The organism is Pontibacter coccineus, assembly GCF_030546575.1.
GTDB classification, from domain to species: domain Bacteria; phylum Bacteroidota; class Bacteroidia; order Cytophagales; family Hymenobacteraceae; genus Pontibacter; species Pontibacter coccineus.
Genome location: NZ_JAUOTN010000001.1, coordinates 391,060 through 407,999, shown reverse-complemented (window position 1 = coordinate 407,999; position 16,940 = coordinate 391,060). Strand labels below are relative to the sequence as shown.

General features: G+C 50.6%; 15 protein-coding genes and 2 riboswitches. Of the genes, 4 read left to right on the top strand and 11 right to left on the bottom strand.

All coding sequences use genetic code 11. The features are described from left to right. Nucleotides 1-65 precede the first annotated feature (65 nt). Entirely contained in the window at nt 66-590 is a 525-nt protein-coding gene (locus Q4E40_RS01800; RefSeq protein ID WP_303409692.1) for a DUF421 domain-containing protein, read from the bottom strand. 86 nt (nt 591-676) lie between these two features. Next, nucleotides 677-1,075, bottom strand: a complete 399-nt coding sequence (locus Q4E40_RS01795) for a GNAT family N-acetyltransferase (RefSeq protein WP_303409691.1) — start codon at nt 1,073-1,075, stop codon at nt 677-679. A 335-nt stretch (nt 1,076-1,410) separates the two neighbouring features. Between Q4E40_RS01795 and Q4E40_RS01790 the strand changes: the two genes are divergently transcribed. Next, nucleotides 1,411-1,626, top strand: coding sequence for a hypothetical protein (locus Q4E40_RS01790; RefSeq protein ID WP_303409690.1), 216 nt, complete (start codon nt 1,411-1,413; stop codon nt 1,624-1,626). A gap of 296 nt (nt 1,627-1,922) precedes the next feature. Here Q4E40_RS01790 and Q4E40_RS01785 read toward each other — a convergent pair whose 3' ends face one another. After that, on the bottom strand, nt 1,923-2,795 hold the full coding sequence (locus Q4E40_RS01785; protein WP_303409689.1) for an SDR family oxidoreductase: 873 nt from the start codon (nt 2,793-2,795) through the stop codon (nt 1,923-1,925). A gap of 98 nt (nt 2,796-2,893) precedes the next feature. On the opposite strand from Q4E40_RS01785, the gene Q4E40_RS01780 reads away from it, so the two are divergent. Beyond that, nucleotides 2,894-3,256: a winged helix-turn-helix transcriptional regulator gene (locus Q4E40_RS01780; protein ID WP_303409688.1), complete on the top strand. Its 363-nt coding sequence runs from the start codon at nt 2,894-2,896 to the stop codon at nt 3,254-3,256. A gap of 142 nt (nt 3,257-3,398) precedes the next feature. Here the strand turns inward: Q4E40_RS01780 and Q4E40_RS01775 are convergent, their stop codons facing one another. From Q4E40_RS01775 to Q4E40_RS01760, 4 genes are all read right to left on the bottom strand, one after another. After that, nucleotides 3,399-3,557: a hypothetical protein gene (locus Q4E40_RS01775; protein WP_303409687.1), complete on the bottom strand. Its 159-nt coding sequence runs from the start codon at nt 3,555-3,557 to the stop codon at nt 3,399-3,401. Nucleotides 3,558-3,672: 115 nt separating this feature from the next. Beyond that, entirely contained in the window at nt 3,673-3,855 is a 183-nt protein-coding gene (locus tag Q4E40_RS01770) for a hypothetical protein (protein WP_303409686.1), read from the bottom strand. Nucleotides 3,856-3,969: 114 nt separating this feature from the next. Next, on the bottom strand, nt 3,970-4,341 hold the full coding sequence (locus tag Q4E40_RS01765; RefSeq protein ID WP_303409685.1) for a methylglyoxal synthase: 372 nt from the start codon (nt 4,339-4,341) through the stop codon (nt 3,970-3,972). A gap of 160 nt (nt 4,342-4,501) precedes the next feature. Next, complete coding sequence (locus tag Q4E40_RS01760; RefSeq protein ID WP_303409684.1) at nt 4,502-7,105, bottom strand: M14 metallopeptidase family protein; 2,604 nt, start codon at nt 7,103-7,105, stop codon at nt 4,502-4,504. A gap of 316 nt (nt 7,106-7,421) precedes the next feature. Then, nucleotides 7,422-7,520, bottom strand: a riboswitch (SAM riboswitch). 313 nt (nt 7,521-7,833) lie between these two features. After that, nucleotides 7,834-7,939: riboswitch (SAM riboswitch) on the top strand. Nucleotides 7,940-8,413: 474 nt separating this feature from the next. Here Q4E40_RS01760 and Q4E40_RS01755 point away from each other — a divergent pair. Together Q4E40_RS01755 and Q4E40_RS01750 are read left to right on the top strand one after the other, a co-directional pair. Then, on the top strand, nt 8,414-11,398 hold the full coding sequence (locus Q4E40_RS01755) for a SusC/RagA family TonB-linked outer membrane protein (protein WP_303409683.1): 2,985 nt from the start codon (nt 8,414-8,416) through the stop codon (nt 11,396-11,398). 13 nt (nt 11,399-11,411) lie between these two features. Next, on the top strand, nt 11,412-12,773 hold the full coding sequence (locus Q4E40_RS01750) for a RagB/SusD family nutrient uptake outer membrane protein (RefSeq protein ID WP_303409682.1): 1,362 nt from the start codon (nt 11,412-11,414) through the stop codon (nt 12,771-12,773). A gap of 259 nt (nt 12,774-13,032) precedes the next feature. Here the strand turns inward: Q4E40_RS01750 and Q4E40_RS01745 are convergent, their stop codons facing one another. From Q4E40_RS01745 to Q4E40_RS01730, 4 genes are all read right to left on the bottom strand, one after another. Continuing rightward, entirely contained in the window at nt 13,033-14,235 is a 1,203-nt protein-coding gene (locus Q4E40_RS01745; RefSeq protein ID WP_303409681.1) for a threonine synthase, read from the bottom strand. Nucleotides 14,236-14,297: 62 nt separating this feature from the next. Further along, on the bottom strand, nt 14,298-15,203 hold the full coding sequence (locus tag Q4E40_RS01740) for a LysR family transcriptional regulator (protein WP_303409680.1): 906 nt from the start codon (nt 15,201-15,203) through the stop codon (nt 14,298-14,300). 62 nt (nt 15,204-15,265) lie between these two features. Continuing rightward, on the bottom strand, nt 15,266-16,546 hold the full coding sequence (locus Q4E40_RS01735) for a metal-dependent hydrolase family protein (RefSeq protein WP_303409679.1): 1,281 nt from the start codon (nt 16,544-16,546) through the stop codon (nt 15,266-15,268). A gap of 61 nt (nt 16,547-16,607) precedes the next feature. Further along, nucleotides 16,608-16,853, bottom strand: coding sequence for a hypothetical protein (locus Q4E40_RS01730; protein WP_303409678.1), 246 nt, complete (start codon nt 16,851-16,853; stop codon nt 16,608-16,610). Nucleotides 16,854-16,940 lie beyond the last annotated feature (87 nt).

Genomic DNA, 16,940 nt, shown 5'->3' with positions numbered 1-16,940 from the left:
CAGGCACAGTGGTTCTATATATACCTTTGTTATTTTGGGACAGAAAGTGTTGCCGGGCTCCTGCCTTATCCCGGAAAATTACCGGCGTCTTTCAGTGTATGGGGCGAGTCAGATTTTAGCTCAGGTACAACTGTTATTTCACCTGTCGTTTCCAGGATCATCGCATGAATTCTCGACAGGTCTCCCCGTTCCCCGCTGCGTGCAGCAGAATTGATTTCCTCTATCGTAACGCGCTTCCTTTTAAGCGCATCTTTCAGGAGTTCCCCCTTGTAGAGTAGCAACGTGGGCTGACTGGTTACAAGCTGTTTGACTTGCTTTATGCGCACAGACAGCCAGGTAATGATGTATTGCAGGAAGATCAGCACGAAAAATGACGTGACACCATCAGCCAGCGGCACGCTTTTATTGAGCGAAAGCGAAGCCAGTACAGAGCCCAAGGCCACTGTCACAACAAAGTCAAAAGCATTCATTTTGGAGAGCGTCCTTTTGCCAGAGACTCTTAACAAAAAGATCATAGCGATATAACCCATGATCGTGACAGAAAAAGTCCTGATGATGCTTTCCCAACTATCAAAGAAGATGTTTTCCATAAGGCGCGTGTTCCAGGTTAGGTATACGCCCCCTTTTACTGGATTGTGCTGGTGCGGTTACGGATAAGCGGTAAATAGAGACACCGCTACCTGCTCCGTTTGATCATAAAGCCATTTTCTACCTTATCAAATCCCACTTTCGGGTAGTAGTCCATGGCAGCCGGGGCCGACAGAAGTAATAGCATGCTTTGCTCTCCTATTATTTCCTTCGTCAAAGCAATCAGCTGCCTGCCGATTCCCGCTGCCTGATATTCCTTCCGAACGGCAAGGTCCGACAAATAGCAGGCATAGCAGAAGTCGGTGAGCGAGCGGGCTATACCTACCAGTGTCTCTCCATCCCAGGCGGTTACCACCAGGTTAGAATTAGTATACATCATCTCTATGCGATCGCGGTCAGCAGTCGGGCGGTTTATGCCTGAGCTGTTGTAGAGGTCGATGATCAGCTGCGTGTCTGGGGTGAAGTCTGTTTTGTAGGTGATGTTCATGGGGTAGGAAGGATGTTAGGATTTAGGTTGACTGATTAGTACAGGCAATGTTTGAGGCGTTAGCCGAACGGAATCCCTGTACTAACGTGTTTTTCACCACTTTATTTATTCAGTGTAGGGTTTTGCTCTATACTCAACGAAATCTCTAACCTTCGTCTTTTCAAGTATCTCTAAGTTTAGCTCCTATACTCCACCTTACCACTCCTTTGGACTAGGATAAATCAGCAAGCCTACCATATAACCTTATGCAAATAACTTTTAAGGAACGGTTGGGCAAGTAAGTAGAACTTCATATTCCAAATGTCGTTTCTAACGAGAAACATAAAAATACTATTATGAATAACTTATTCAGAGGATTGCTTGCTGGCTATGGTGCTAAAAAACTAGGTGGAGGATGCTTCAGTACGATCCTAATTTTTGTAATTATTTGGGTGGTGCTTGGTCAATGTAGCAATACATTTAGATCGAACGAAAGCGAAGAAAACACGACTAATCAAACTGAGATAAAAGAACCTGGATTTGTCACTTTATGTATCCCCGCCATTCGGTAAAAGCTTGTGTGCTTTTATGCTAACTTAATGCCTCCCCAATTATGGGTGTAAGTAAGGCTCATGATACACTTCTTTAATACAACGTTTTGCGGCTTGGCGAAGGTGGCGAATTTTACCACAAATGTTCATACGAAGCACACACTTTAAATTTACGAAAAACTGTCATACGAAGCGCTGAACCGCCACTTTTGCCAAACCGCTGTTACCTGCTGGCGTTTTTGTCTGTCGAGTTGTGGAATAAAAAAATGCGAACAGTCCTTAAACTGTCCGCTATGTAAAGCAATAATTTCAAGTTGTTATTTAGTTGCGTAAACTTCTTTCAAGAACGCTTTTGTTGTCGTTGGTTTTCTGCCCAAGAGATTTTCTAAATCTGTTTTTTCGGCTGAAAATTCTCCTTGCTTGATTGCTTCTGCAAACCCAGAAAACATTCCAATATATTCTGCTGGAACGTTAGCCTTTGTCAAAGCGTCAACGTAAACTTCTTGTGGCGGACTTACATAGTTTATTTGTTTACCAGCAATTGCAGATAAATCTTGAGCAATTTCTTGAAGCGATACATTTTCGCTATTACTCAAAGAGTATTCTTTGTTTTCGTGTCCTTGGCTTGTCAATATATTGGCAGCAGCTTCTGCCATATCACTACGCAAAGCAAAAGCCCCTTGTGTATTGCCTGCCGGTAAAAATATTCCGGTTTCTAAAACTTGCTCACCAAAAAACATTGGCAACGCATCAAGATAAAGATTGTTTTTTAGAATGGTGTAAGCCATTCCGCTTGTCTTGATTTGGTTTTCTGTGTCAATATGCGATTTTGCAAGAAAGGCAATTGGCGAAGTTTCGGTATCGTTTTTTCGCTCAAAACTGGTGTAGATGATATGTTTTACACCTGCTTCTTTAGCCGCATTTACTGCATTTATCTGTTGTTTTCCACGGTTCACAACATCAGTTCCCGAAACCAATAGCAACTTGTCAACGCCTTTAAATGCTTCTACCAATGAAGCGTAATTGTCATAGTCGCCAATTTTTATGTTAATACCTTTTGTTTTTAGGTCTTCCGCTTTTGTTACATCTCTTACTAAGGCTGAAATGTTGTTTGCCGAAATTCCTTTTTTTAATAGAAAGTCAATTGTTGCCTTTCCAAAATGTCCTGTTGCTCCTGTTACTAAAATCATTTTTTTATTGTTTTTTAATTGTGAGTTGCAAAGATGCACTATATTTGCTTCCTAAAGTATAGTGATATACTAAAGTATAGTGATAAAAATTCAGCAAAATGAAAAAGCAACTTAGTTTAAAGGAGATTAAATCTTGTCCAGTTGAGTATGTATTAAATATTAATGACACGCTTAATGTCATTAGTGGCAAATGGAAGTTGCCAATAATCGGTTCCGTCCTGTTTGGTAAAAAGCGGTTTACAGATATACAACGCAATATTTCTAAAATTACTCCCAGAATGTTGAGTAAGGAACTCAAAGAATTAGAATTAAACGGTGTGTTAATTAGAACTGTCTATGAAACAACACCTGTGTCTGTTGAATATGAGTTGTCCCAGTCAGGGAAATTGATTACAGAAGTCTTGGATAAAATGATTGAATGGGGAGTAGAACATAGAAAGTCTGTGTTAAAAAAGTCATAAGTTCACATTCTGTCAATTGTCGTAGGTTGAATACGATTTTTAGTCTGTCCGCTTAATGATTGCAGTGTCGCTCTACGCTTGCAGGTAACGGTTTTGCTATGGTGTGTTTATGCACTATAGGTCTTGTTAGCGTTCGGTTTTCTTAAATGCTTAACTCGATCAACCCCCCTCTTGCTTTGATTAATTTTATAGTCGAATCTAACTGCCTGATACCTTTCTCTTCTTCAACTGACTTATAGTATATTCTAGCTTTCTCTATTTCACCATGGATTTTGAGTTCAAGGTCTTTGATTATATCCATTGTTTTTAACCTCTTCTCACTTAATAGGTAGTAGAAGACATACACATGATATAATAGATACTCAATTTTCTTATCTACTGAAATACTATTCCTGTCTATTAATGCATTAATCAGTTCAAGAATGTATTTTTTCTAAACCCTTAATTTGCTCTATCGCTGGGATAATATGGTACAACCAAGCTCCCAATACCCAGTGTTCTCCATACTCCGGGTCAGCAATGAAATATTTACCTTTTCCTACAGAAAAGTCAGCCAGTTCATCGTGTTCTATTGCAGATAAGAACTTATTTGTTTCCATAGGTAATTCTTCTTGTTCTTTCTTTATGTATAGATTCTATGATTCACAAATGCACGCTAACTACCTCAAAAGCGTGAACATACGCTTATTGGTACTATATCAGAAGGTCTCTTTCTAATTCTCCCGCTCCAGTACGATCAGGTCTGCCGACGCCTTGTTGAGCGCGATAGGAATGTTATTAAGTACTGCGGTGCGGATCAGTGTTTGGATGTCATGTTCGTGGCCGTGCGGGGTTTCTACGTCGATGAAGAAAATCACTTTCTGAATCTGCCCTTGCAGCAAGCGGGCGGCTAACAGAATGTCACCACCACTGGGGCCGTGTCCGAAGGGTTCGATGTTCATGTCGAGCAGTTCGTTGATCAGCTTAGAGGTATTGGTGGTGCCGATCAGTTTGTATTGGCGCAGGGCCTGCTGGTTTTCTTTTACCCAGTTCAGCAACTCGGTTTTTTTGTTGTTGTGGGCGATTAAAGCAACGGTAGCTTGCATAGTAAAGTCTTTAATGGGGTTGGTTGCTGCTCCCGAAAGAGCAGCCTCAGGTATAAGTGAAGGTACTATTTTTTAGGAGAATGCCGATGCAGCTGGCAGAAAAATAATGCAAGGCCGGTACGCGTTGCACCAGCCTTGCATTGTAACCAGATAGCAGGGTTTATTCAGCCGCTACAGTAGTGCCGGGCGTCTTGATTACAGACCCGAAAAAGATTGCGTTGAAGAACAGGCGGTTGGTGCCATACCAGGTGCCGCGGAAGTTCGGGTTATCAGCAAACAGGATCACACGTCCCTGCCCCTGATCGCTCACAAGCAGGGCGGCCGAGTTCTTTATCTTGCTGAGATTTCCCTTCGATACGTAGCCGCTCAACCAAGGGTCCTTCGTGTACTGCGCTACAGTGCTGTACGGGTTTTTGGCGGGCGCCAGGATGGTAGTGCTGTTGCGGTATACGGGTAGTTTGCGTTCCGCGAAGCCAAAGCCGAGCGGGTGCGATGTATCCAGGTCCACTTCATAGATCGATCCGCCTACCGACTGCGCACCCTCGGTGGGAGCAGCATTGGCGAAGTCGATCCGGGCACCAGCTTTTGAAGCCGTATCGTGGGCAGCTATAACCTTGCCCTGTGCTATACCTTGTTTGATGGCCCACTCCGATGCCGACTTGAACGTGATCAGCGTGCCTCCATCTGTTACCCAGCGCTTGAGTCTCTCAACAGCCGTTTTATCGAGGCTGTTGTACGATCCGTTCACCAGTACGATGGTATTGTAGCGGTTCAGGTTCAGTCTCGGGAAGGAGCTCAGCTCTACCTTGGAGATGGGCATGTGCAATTGCTGGTCGAGCAGGAACCACACTTCGCCTGCTTCATAAGAAGTGATGCCCTGCCCGGTCAGGAGGAGTGCCTCCGGCTTCTTCAGCGTCTGAATGTTGTTGCTGCCCAGGTCAATGCCCTGCACACTCAAACCGGTCTTCACTGACTCAAAGTTGGTCTGCTTCTTCGCTGCCACATAGTGTATCACTTTGTAAAGCGAATCAGCCGAAATTTTCTGTGATGCCACGGGTATCGTGATGGAGCCGGGCTGGTAAGCTTTTGGTCCAGTTGAAGTACTGGCGGTAAATGGCTTGAAAACCGTTTGGGTGATCACGCCTTTATCCTGCAGCAGGTATAGCGCCCCGGCTGCATTGTAGTCGGCCCAGTCGAGCAGGTAGGCATAGCGGCTTTGCGCCGGCAGGGTATAGTTGGTAGGTGCCAGTTCCGTTACTCTTTTGCCTGCCGATGCTTTTGACTTGAGGCCGGCATGTGGCAGGTTATAGGCCAGGGCCAGTGTCCAGGTGGAGGCATCATAGAACACGCTATCGTCAAACTCTTTGGTTTTGGCAAAGATGGATTCCACCAGGCGGTACTGTGGCTGCTCGGTCGGCACGACATAGGCTTTCCCTTTTTCAAACTTCTTTCCATCGGCTGACAGCGATTTGTCCAGCTCGTATACCTCGATGCGGTGGGCCAGCAGCAGCTCGGTGAATTTGCGCAGTCGGGTAGCATCGAAGTTCTCGCCGTATACATACGCCCGCACCCCGTTCTTGCGGCCATCCGTTAGCGCCGACTGGTAGAACTCACGCTGATTCCTGAGCAGTGTTTCGCGGTTTTCAACAGAAGCTTTTACTGTGGCCAAACCGGTGGCCAAATGGTTGCGGATCGTGAAAGCAAAGGTCAGCACACCCAGCGAATTCTCCTGTTTGTTGCCACGGGAGCTGGCCTGCTCAAACGTAATGCCCACGCCACCCTGAAAATCCGGATAGGTAGAGCCATAACCAGGGTAGATGTTATCGTACTGCTCTTTGGTGAAATAAAGGGAGCCCAGCTCGTCCAGCGCCTCGGCATGGTACTTCGCCATAAGCACGTTCAGCCCGTCGTAGGTGCTGCGTGGTATCAGTCGGTTTTCGGAGCTGTAGGGCTTGCTTGGCTCAAAGTAATAAGTGGAGTTGGTGCCCATTTCATGGAAATCGATCACCACGTTGGGTAGCCACTTGTGGTAAAACTCCAGGCGGTTTCTGCTCTCCACGTGTGCGATCGGCAGCCAGTCGCGGTTCAGGTCGAACCAGTAATGGTTGCCGCGGCCGCCCGGCCATACTTCGTTGTGCTCACGGTCTGCCGGGTCGCTCACGGCCGGGTTGCCCTGGTGCATGCTTACCCAGTTGGTGTGGCGGTCGCGCCCGTCAGGGTTGAGGGCCGGGTCAATAAACACCACCGCCTCCTGCAGGTACCGCTGCGTTTCCGGGTCCTGGTTGGCAAGCAGGTAATAAGCCGTCAGCATCGATACCTCGGTGCTCGATGATTCGTTGCCGTGCACATTGTAGCCCAGGTGCACCAGCACGGGCATCTTGGTCAGCGCAGGAGCTGCCTTGGCCGGGTCTGCCAGTTGCAGGTGCTCCTGCCGGATCTGTTCTATTTTGCCATGGTTTTGAGGCGATGTAATGCTCAGGATGACCTGCGGACGGTGCTCATAGGTATGGCCGATCGTTTCGATTTTGGCTTTATCCGATACCCGGGCCAGCTCCTGCAGGTAGGCCACCACCCGGTCGTAGCGGGTCTGGCGCTCCCCGATACCATAGCCCAGAAATTGCTCCGGTGTCGGTATGTTTGGGTCGAAGTTTTTGGTCTTTGGGAAGTAGTAGCTGTTCTGCGCCTGCGCAGGTAGTACGAGCAGGGCCCACAGTAAGAGCGAAGTTAGAAGTCCTTTGGCAGACTTCCTGAAGATAGACTTCATGTGAAATTTAAGGTATAGATGAAAGATAATTTCCGGATGCGAGGTACAATAGCAGGTTCAGGCTGGAGTACCCGCTGGTCTTAGTGCCAGTGCTGCGGAGGCGGCATCACGGCAAGCAGGATAGGGCTGAAGGAAATTTGCAGTGACAACTGAACCGGAATGTAGGGATACAACACAGGCAGCAGTGTCGGTTAGCTGAAATCCAATGTCTTAACTACTACAACAGCAGGAAAGCGAGTAGGAGGTAATGCTTAGAAAAGTGGTGAAGAAACCAGTGCTTCCTGGATAGGAGCTGTGTAATATTAGCATGCGTATGGATTTATATGTCCCAAAACTGGGCAGGAAGTAGCACCTGGTTAATAACTGGTTGCTAGAGGATCACGGAGCCTGCTCTCTCACCTCTTCGGTATAAATGCACTGCAAAGGTATGCCCGGGAAATCCACAGTTCCAAATTTTTTTTGAGAAGGAGTGTTTGGTTTAATTCTGAGACCTTAAGGTGAGGTCGTTCAAAGCAATTGTCCCGAACGCGTTTAGGTTAGCAGACTTTGGCCTCTGTTCGAACAACAGCAGTTAAGCACTACAAGCCTGACGCTTAACATTTGTGTTTTGAAAAGTGACCGCTATAGGAGCAGGTCCGGAGCCTGTTTGAACTTTTATGTGAAATATTTTTTTTAAAAGCTTGCATTACTCAAAAATGTGCGCGTACCTTTGTGGCATCTTTATCGAAGATTTATAAAGAAGAGGTGAGAGAGCAGGCTCCACGACCCTCTAGCAACCATCGGCGCAGGCCGGAAAAGGTGCTAACTCCTGCCCAGTTTTGGGACATATAAATTGAAGCACATGAACACGCCGAACACAACTCCAGCTTTATCATTGACAGCCATTACCCCTGTTGCAGCCTCCGCTGCACGCATGTGCTGTTGCTGCTGTTGCTCGTAATCCACTTTTCTACATGCTTTGCCTTGTTTTGCACCCCTGTGGTGCAGGGGCAGACTGCATTCCTGATTATTTACATCCATTCTATACTTACATTCTTGATCATGGGAAATCCTATACCCCAGCCAGTGCTGCATGATCTTTCGGCAGCCTTCGGAAACATGAAAAACCTATACCTGTCCGGCAAGGCAACCAAGCCTGCCTGTATGCGAATGCGTATGCGCAGCTGCTGTTGTTAAGGCTGCGCTTTGCACTAATCCAATAATCTGAATTTTATAGCTCACCATGGCTGCCATCTCTCCGATTGCAGGGTGGGAATACTTTGTCCAATATTTTATATAAAAATGCAAAAACCTAGAACAAATAGATTCGTGCAATTGCTCCTGTCATTAGGCCTGGTCCTGGTGACAGGTATAGCCGCCATTGCACAGGGCACCTTAACAAAAGGTGTCGTGAAAGATGCTAAGACCGGCGAGCCGCTGATCGGGGCCCGCGTACAGGTAAAAGGCACCGATAAAGGCACCGTGACAGGTATAGACGGTAGCTTCAACCTGCCAGTGGAGCAGGGGCAGACGCTTGTCATCTCCAGCCTGGGCTATACCTTGAAAGAAGTAAAAGTAGCAGGCGAATCGGTAAACGTGGCGCTGCAGGAAGACACCAAAGCCCTGAGCGAAGTAGTGGTGGTAGGCTACGGCACGCAGTCCCAGAAGGCCGTTTCCAGTGCTGTAACCTCTGTGAACCCATCCGAACTGAAAGGTATACCGGCCCCTTCGCCGGATCAGCTGCTGCAGGGCAAGGCCTCGGGTGTGCAGATCGCGGCGGCCAGCGGTACACCGGGTGGCGGCATCTTTGTGCGTATCCGGGGTAACACCTCCATCAACGCCAGCAACGAGCCGCTGTATGTGGTGGATGGCGTGTTCATCAACAACCAGTCTCTTTCCGGACTGAGCTTGGGTGGACAGACCACCAACCCGCTGGCTGACCTGAACCCGGCTGATATTGAAAGTATTGAAATACTGAAAGACGCCAATGCTACCGCTATTTACGGTGCCCGGGGTGCCAATGGTGTGGTGCTGATCTCGACCAAACGAGGTAAGACCAATGCCGGTACCAAGATCAATTTTCAGACGTACGCAGGTATAGCCAAAGCGCCGAAGATCTTTGAAACCGTGAATGCGCAACAGGAAGCCGAGCTGATCAACGAGACCTTTATCAACGACGGCGGCAATCCGACGCTGGTGCCTTTTCGCCCGAAAAGTGAAGGTGGCCTGGGCCTTCCGGAGGAACAAACGACGTACTCCCGCATCCCGGATGTGTTCCAGACAGCGCTTACCCAAAGCTATGACCTGTCCGCTTCAGGAGGAGGGGAGTCGAACCGCTTTTTCCTGGGGGGTGGCTACTTCAAGCAGGAAGGCATCGTGAAGCCGGCCGCTTTCGAGCGCTTCAGCGGTCGCTTTAACTACGATCACCTGGTGAACAATCGTCTGACCATCGGTACGAGCACCACGGTTTCGTACAGCAGGCGCAACCAGAGCCGCAACGACAACAGTGCGCAGGGGGTGATCAACTCAGCCCTGTACGTGCCCACCTACCTGCCGGTGTATAACCAGGATGGTAGCTATGCCCGCCATTCCATCTTCGACAACCACCTGGCCCTGATCGACAACCTGAACATAAAAGGGGAAAGCAGCCGCCTGATCACCAACCTGTATGGAGAGTATGAATTAGTGGATGGCCTGACCTTTAAGTCAAGCTGGAGCCTGGACTACAACAACTACGCTGATAAGGTATACAACAACACGCAGATCAGTGTGGGCCTGCCGGCCGGAAACGCCAGCCGCACGGATACCCGCCTGGTAAGTTTGCTCAACGAGCAGTTGCTGACCTATAACAAGCGCTTCGGCAACGACCATTTCCTGAATGTGCTCCTGGGTAACACTCTGCAGCAGACCAAATACAACACGCTGTCGCTGACCGGCCGCAATTTCCCGAGCGACGATTTCCAGGAGATCGCCTCTTCCTCGTTGCAAACCGGATCGACCAATTCGAGCCAGAATGGCCTGGTTTCCTTCTTCTCACGGGCCGGCTATACCTATAAAGACAGGTATAGCGTGGACGGCAGCGTGCGCGCCGACGCCTCTTCCCGCTTCGGTGCCGCCAACCGCTGGGGTATTTTCCCATCCCTGGGAACGTCGTGGATCATTTCGGAGGAGGCCTTTGCGCAGGACCTGCCTTTCGACCTGATCAAGCTGCGCGCCAACATCGGTCTGACCGGTAACCAGAACGGCATCAACGACTTTGCATCGCTGGGCCTGTGGAGAGCCGGGCGCAATTACGATGGCCTGCCGGGCATCAGCCACCAGCAATTGGCTAACCCGGATCTGAAATGGGAAACCACCCGCCAGTGGAACATCGGCCTGGACCTGGCGCTGCTGCAGAACCGGTTGAAGTTCGAGGCTAACTATTATAACAAGTACACCAAAGACCTTTTGCTGGAAGTGCCGGTGGCCGCCAAAACAGGCTTCAGCAGCGTGTTTGAAAACCTGGGCGAGATCAGCAATAAGGGAGTGGAGCTGAACATCGCTTCTACCAACATCGAGCGCGACGACTTCACCTGGACCACCAGCCTGAACGTGGCCCGCAACGTGAACCGCATCGAGAAACTGCCGATCCCGATCAACCAGCATTCCCGTGACTGGGTGCGCATGGAGGAGGGCGGCTCTGTATACGCTTTCTGGGTATATAAGCAGCTGTATGTTGACCCACAGACAGGCGATGCAGTGTATGACGACGTGGACAAGAATGGTGTGATCACCGTGGCGGACCGGCAGATCGTGGCCAATGCCGCACCGGACTTCTTTGGTGGTTTGAACAACCAGGTCAACTACAAGCGCTTTGATTTTGGTGCCCTCTTTTACTTCGAGTACGGCAACGACATCCTGAACCTGAACCGCTTCTTTATGGAGCACGGCGGCACCCGCAACGGCTCCATTACTTTCCTGCCGGGGCAGTTGGACAGATGGCAGCAGCCGGGTGATGTGACGGATATTCCACGCCTGACCCGGTTCGGCAATAACTACAACCTGCCAAGCAGCCTCTACATAGAAGACGGTTCTTTCCTGCGTCTGCGCTCTGTAACCGTAGGCTATACCGTGCCAACCGAATTGCTGAACAGGTATAAGGTAGCCAACCTGCGCCTGTATGTGTCCGGCACCAACCTGTGGACGCTCACCAACTACAGTGGCCTGGACCCGGAGGTGAATGTGGCCGGCGACAACCAGAACGTGCGCGGCATCGATCATGCCGTGGTGCCACAGCCCCGCACATTCCAGGCAGGACTTAATGTAACTTTCTAATATAGGGATCATCATGAAGAATATACTGAATAACTATAAAGTGCTGGCACTGGCCCTGGTCGTGTCACTTTCCAGCTGCGACAGCATTCTGGAGCCCCAACCACGGTTGGACATCTCATCGGAGTTCGCCATCACGGACAAGCGCGGGGCAGAGGCTGCCCTTCTGGGCGCCTACAGCGAACTGCAGAGCAATAATTACTATGGTCTGGAGTACCCGGCACAGGCTTACCTGTCTGCCGACGAAGCGGACTGGTCGGGCTCCTTTAACTTCTACCAGCAATTCGACCTCAATGCCATACCTGCTGAGAACAGCACTATCAAGTCTGTGTGGAGCCAGATCTACCGGGTGATCAATGTGTCGAACAACCTGATCGACAAGGTGCCGGCCATACAGGACCGCAACCTGACGGATGTGCAGCGGCAGAAAATTTTGGGGGAAGCCTACTTCCTGCGTGCCCTTGCATACTTTGACCTGGGCCGCGCCTGGGGTGGGGTGCCGCTGGTGCTGCAACCGACAGTTGACAAGAACAGTGGCAAAGGCATCAAGCGTGCATCGCGGGAGCAGACCTACGCCCAGGTGCTGGCAGACCTGGAGCAGGCCGAACTGCTGCTGCCTGCACTCACTGTTCGCTCCAGGGCTTCGAAGGAAGCCGTATGGGCGCTGAAAGCCAGGCTATACCTGTACCAGCAGAACTGGGAGAAGGCAGAGGCATTCGCCTCGCTGGTGCTCAACAGCGGCAAGTCCCGACTGGTGCAGCCCTACAGTGCCTTCTATACAGGCAAACTGACGGAGGAGAGCATTCTGGAGCTGGTGTATGACAACGCCGACCGCAACTCCCACGCCAATTACTGGCTAACCAGCAGCCGGGGCGGGCGTTACGAATGGAAGCCATCGGCCGGCATCACCCAGGACCTGCGCAACCCGGCCGTGGGTGGCTCGCGAAGCGCCCTGATCGGGTCGCAGGTGAATAACGGCAGCGAAACAGTCTATGGGCAGAAATACACCAAAGTCGCGACCGGAGAGGATGGCGCTTTCATTCTGCGCATCGCCGAGCAGTACCTGATCCGGGCCGAGGCCAGACTGAAGCGAAACAATCTAGCAGGTGGCCTGGCAGATTTGAACGAGGTGCGCAAAAGAGCGGAGCTGCAGCCATTCGTGACTGCCGATCTAAACGCTGCCTTATTGGCTGTGGAGCAGGAGCGCAAGGTTGAGCTGGCTTTCGAAGGCCACCGCTGGTTCGACCTGATCCGCACGGGCAGAGCGGCGGCGGTACTAGGGATAGCGGACGCTAACAAGTTCCTGTTCCCGATCCCGAACAGTGAAATACTGGCTGACCCGGACCTGGGGCCGGAAGATCAGAATCCGGGTTACTAAGTGCTATAGATATGGTGTCGCAGGGGTGCAGGGGCAGTCGGAATGCTGCTGTGCGCTCCTGCGGCACTATTATCTTTCGTAAAATAAGCAGGAATGAACCAGCTTGGAAAGAGCGTCGGCATAGATTTTCGTCTTAAACCCATAAAAAAAACCGACTGGTTAGAACCAGCCGGTTTTTTGAATTTTAGTCCTGGTGGGAGGGCTAAAATTATCCCGATTGCATTAAGATGGCAATTATTCCAGTTGTTTGTGTATTGCTTTAGTCTATCTGAAAACTGCTCAGGTTCTCCATGTACTTCTGCCCAGAGCCGGTGTTGAGTAACAGGATCTCTTCGTCGTACTGAATGAAGCCAGTGTCCAGCAGTTTGCGGGCCGCCATCCAGACGGCTGCTCCTTCCGGCGCTACAAACAGCCCTTCGCTAGTGCCCAGTTCTCTCAGACCGGTGATCATTTCCTCTTCCGAAATGCTGATGGCCGTGCCGCCAGATTCCTGCAGCGTCTGCAGCATCAGTTGCTCACCCAACGGACGAGGCACAGCTAGTCCGTTGGCAATTGTCGGTTTGCCCACGTAGCTTTGGGCATTGGCCTGCCGGCCGTAGAAAGTTTCTACCAGCGGACGGCAGTTTTCGGCCTGTACCGCTACCATGCGGGGCAGTTTTATACCTTGCGGCAGCCAGCCAATTTTTTTCATTTCCTTAAAGGCCTTCCAGATGCCGATCAGTCCGGTGCCGCCGCCGGCAGGGTATAGGATCACGTCCGGCAGTTGCCAGTTGCCCTGTTCGGCAATCTCATAGCCCATGGTTTTTTTGCCTTCAAGGCGGTAAGGTTCCTTCAAAGTCGACACGTCCAGGAGTTCGCCTTTGCTGTTGAGTTCTCTTACTTTGGCGGCGCAGTCATTGATCAGACCGTCCACCAGCACCACCTCGGCGCCATACCAATAGCACTCGTCCCGGAAAGCCTTCGGCGTATGGCGGGGCATCACCACGGTGGCGCGCATACCTGCCTTGGCGCAGTAAGCGGCCATGGCCACTCCGGCATTGCCGGCCGTAGGTATAATGCAGCCCTCCACACCATGCTCTTTGGCTTTGGAAATGGCCATGCTCAGGCCGCGTGCCTTAAACGAACCGGTCGGGTTCTGGCCTTCGTCCTTTAGTAGTAACTTCCGCAGCTCGTACTTCCGTGCCAGGTTCTTCAATTCAAGAATGGGGGTATAGCCCTCACCCAGACTCACGATGTTTTCTTTGTGCAGCACGGGCAGCAACTCGAGGTAGCGCCACATGGTACCTTCCCGATGCAGCAATGCCTCTTTTTCAGGCACTACGTCAGGAGAATAGCCGGCTAGGAGCGGCAGTTGGCAGCAGGCCGAGACCGTCTGTTTTTCGAAAGCAGAGTAAGGTGCGCCACAGCTGGAGCAGGTTAGGGTGCTCAGGTGACTTATAAGGGGTTGAAGCGTCGTTTTCATATCAGTATCTACGGCAAATTGCACCCGTGATATGACCAAACAAAATAGCTAAAAGGAATAGCCTATTCCATTTTGGAATAATAGCGCTTGGTAAACTGAATGAAATTCTTGTAAGGGAAATTGTTCTCGGTGCCCTTGCGCTGAATGAAGTTGAAGCTCCGTTTGATCGTGAGTCCGTTGATCGGTACCTGCACCAGTTCGCCAGACTGCAGCTCTTTGATGACAGCCTGCCGCGGCAGAAAGGAAAGACAGGTATCTACCCGCACAAAGTTCTTGAGGGCCTCCGTACCGCCCAGTCTTATTTTGATAGGCAACTCGTTCAGCTTCACTTGTTTTTTCTCCAGCGCCATTTCCAACACGGCCAGGGTGCCCGAACCACGTTCGCGCAGCGCCAACGGAATTTCGTACAAATCGCGGATCTCGAGTTGCTGTTTCTTGAGCGGATTGCGCGAAGAGCAGACTGCGATCACTTCGTCCGTTAGGAAAGGCATGTAGGTCACGTTGCTCACCTTATTGACGCCCTCCACAATGCCCAAATCTATTTCATGATCGAGGAGGGCTTTGAGGATGTTCTCGCTGTTGCGGTTCTTGAGGTCGAGCTGCACGTTCGGGTTCTTCTGCAGGTAAGCCGAAAGCACGGGCGGCAAGATGTAAAGCGAGATGGTGGTACTGGCTCCCAGCACCATGTTCACCTGCGGCGAGAAGTTTTCGCTGAGCTGCTTAAAGTCCTGGAATAGCTCGTGCTGCAGCTGCTTGGCTGACAGCAGCTTGTCATACAGCAGCCTGCCGGCAGGCGTGAGTACCACACTGTTGCCGAGTCGCTCAAAAAGGCCGGTTTTATAGAACTCCTCCAGCGCTTTGATGTGCTTGCTGATGGCGGACTGGCTGATAAAGAGCGTCTGGCTGGCTTTGGTAAAACTCAGCAGCCGGGCCACTTCCATAAAAATTTCGTGCCTGTGAGAGAGCATACCTGGGTCTATTTCTCTTTCAAGTATAACGCTTCATTGCCAATATTAAATAATCGGGAAGCTTATTTTTTGTAGATACTGCCATCTTTCATTACCAGTCTGACCTGCCGCACTTGTGCTATACTTTTGGCCGGGTTGCCTTCCACAGCGATTATATCAGCCAGTAGACCAGGCTTAATTCTGCCCACAATGTCACCAATACCAAAGACATCAGCATTGAGAGACGTCGCGGCACGTAGCACCTCGATCGGCTTCATACCGTAGTCCACCATCATTTCCATTTCTCTCGCATTGTCGCCATGGGTAAATACGCCCACATCGCCGCCCATCACGATAGTCACGCCACTGTCCAGTGCAGCCCTAAAACTTTTGCGCTTGGCTTTTACACGATCAGGCTCTTGGGCGATACCTTTCTGCCAGCCACGGTACTGCGAAATGGCATCGCCGGCGGCCAGGGTAGGGCAGAGGGCTACGTTGTGTTTCTTCATGAGGCGGAAGATCTCGGGAGTGGCTTCATCTCCGTGCTCAATGGTAGACACACCGGCCAGCGTTGCTCTTCGCATACCTTCTACAGTAGAGGCATGCGCTACAACTGGTCTGCCGCTGCTGCTGGCTACTTCCACAATTTTCTTCAGTTCATCTACCGTGAAGGTCGGCTGCGCCGTACCATGCAGTCCCCAGCGGTAGTCGGCGTATACCTTGATCAGGTCTGCGCCTTTGCCAATCTGCTTCCGAACCTCCCGGGTCAGTCCGTCCATGCCATCTGCAACGGCAGCGCCCAGGGGTGTTTCAATATCATAGCTAAGCTCTTTAGGACCATAGCTGCCGGTGGTGACAATGGCTTCGGTGGCAATAAGCATCCGCGGACCAGGTACAATGCCTTTGTCGATAGATGCCTTCAACCCGACATCATCATAACCTGCACCTTCCGTACCCAGGTCGCGCACCGTCGTGAAGCCAGCCAACAGAGTATTCTGTGCATGCACTGTTGCCCGGGCCACCCGCTCTACCCGCGACTCTTTCAGCACCTGGTCGTTCCAGGGTGTTTCGTTGTAGGGGTGCAGGAACAAGTGGCTGTGCCCCTCAATAAGACCTGGCAGTAGGGTGGTACCGCTCAACTCGATTACCTGTGCGGTGGCGGGAGCTGTCAGGTTTCTGCCGACAGCTTCGATCTTGTTGTTCTTCACCATTACCTGCCAGCCTTCCTGCAGCTGCTCCCCATCAAACACACGGTCTGGTTTGAGCAGGTAATAAGAATCCTGTGTAGGAGCCTGAGCAAATAAAAGAGAGGTGTGGACTAGGAATGTAAAACAGAGAAGACTCAGGTATAGAAACTTCAGCATGGTATAGCAGCTTTGGCCGTTAGCAAATTAGTGGATGCTCAAGTTAATGCTTTTCCAGGAATCAACTCTTCGCTACTGAGATTTTCGACGCCAGTTCATCGTCAGACAAAGCCTCTAGCCAGTCTTTGGGCAGTTGCAGCCGCACCGTCTGGGCGCCGCCGCTCGGGGTACAGACCACTGTTACCTCGCCGTTTGTGTCTTCGGTCAGCTCAGCGGCCTTGTCGGCATTTTCCTTTGAAAGGGTGCCATAGGCCTGCACGCAGGTCCAGGTGGTATTTTCGGAGTCGGTTACTTCTCGTTGCGTCATTATTTGTGTTTTAAGGTATACCCTATACTCATTTTGGCAGGAGAAGATGCCACTATAACAAAAAAGCCCGGCCAGATTAGATCGGGC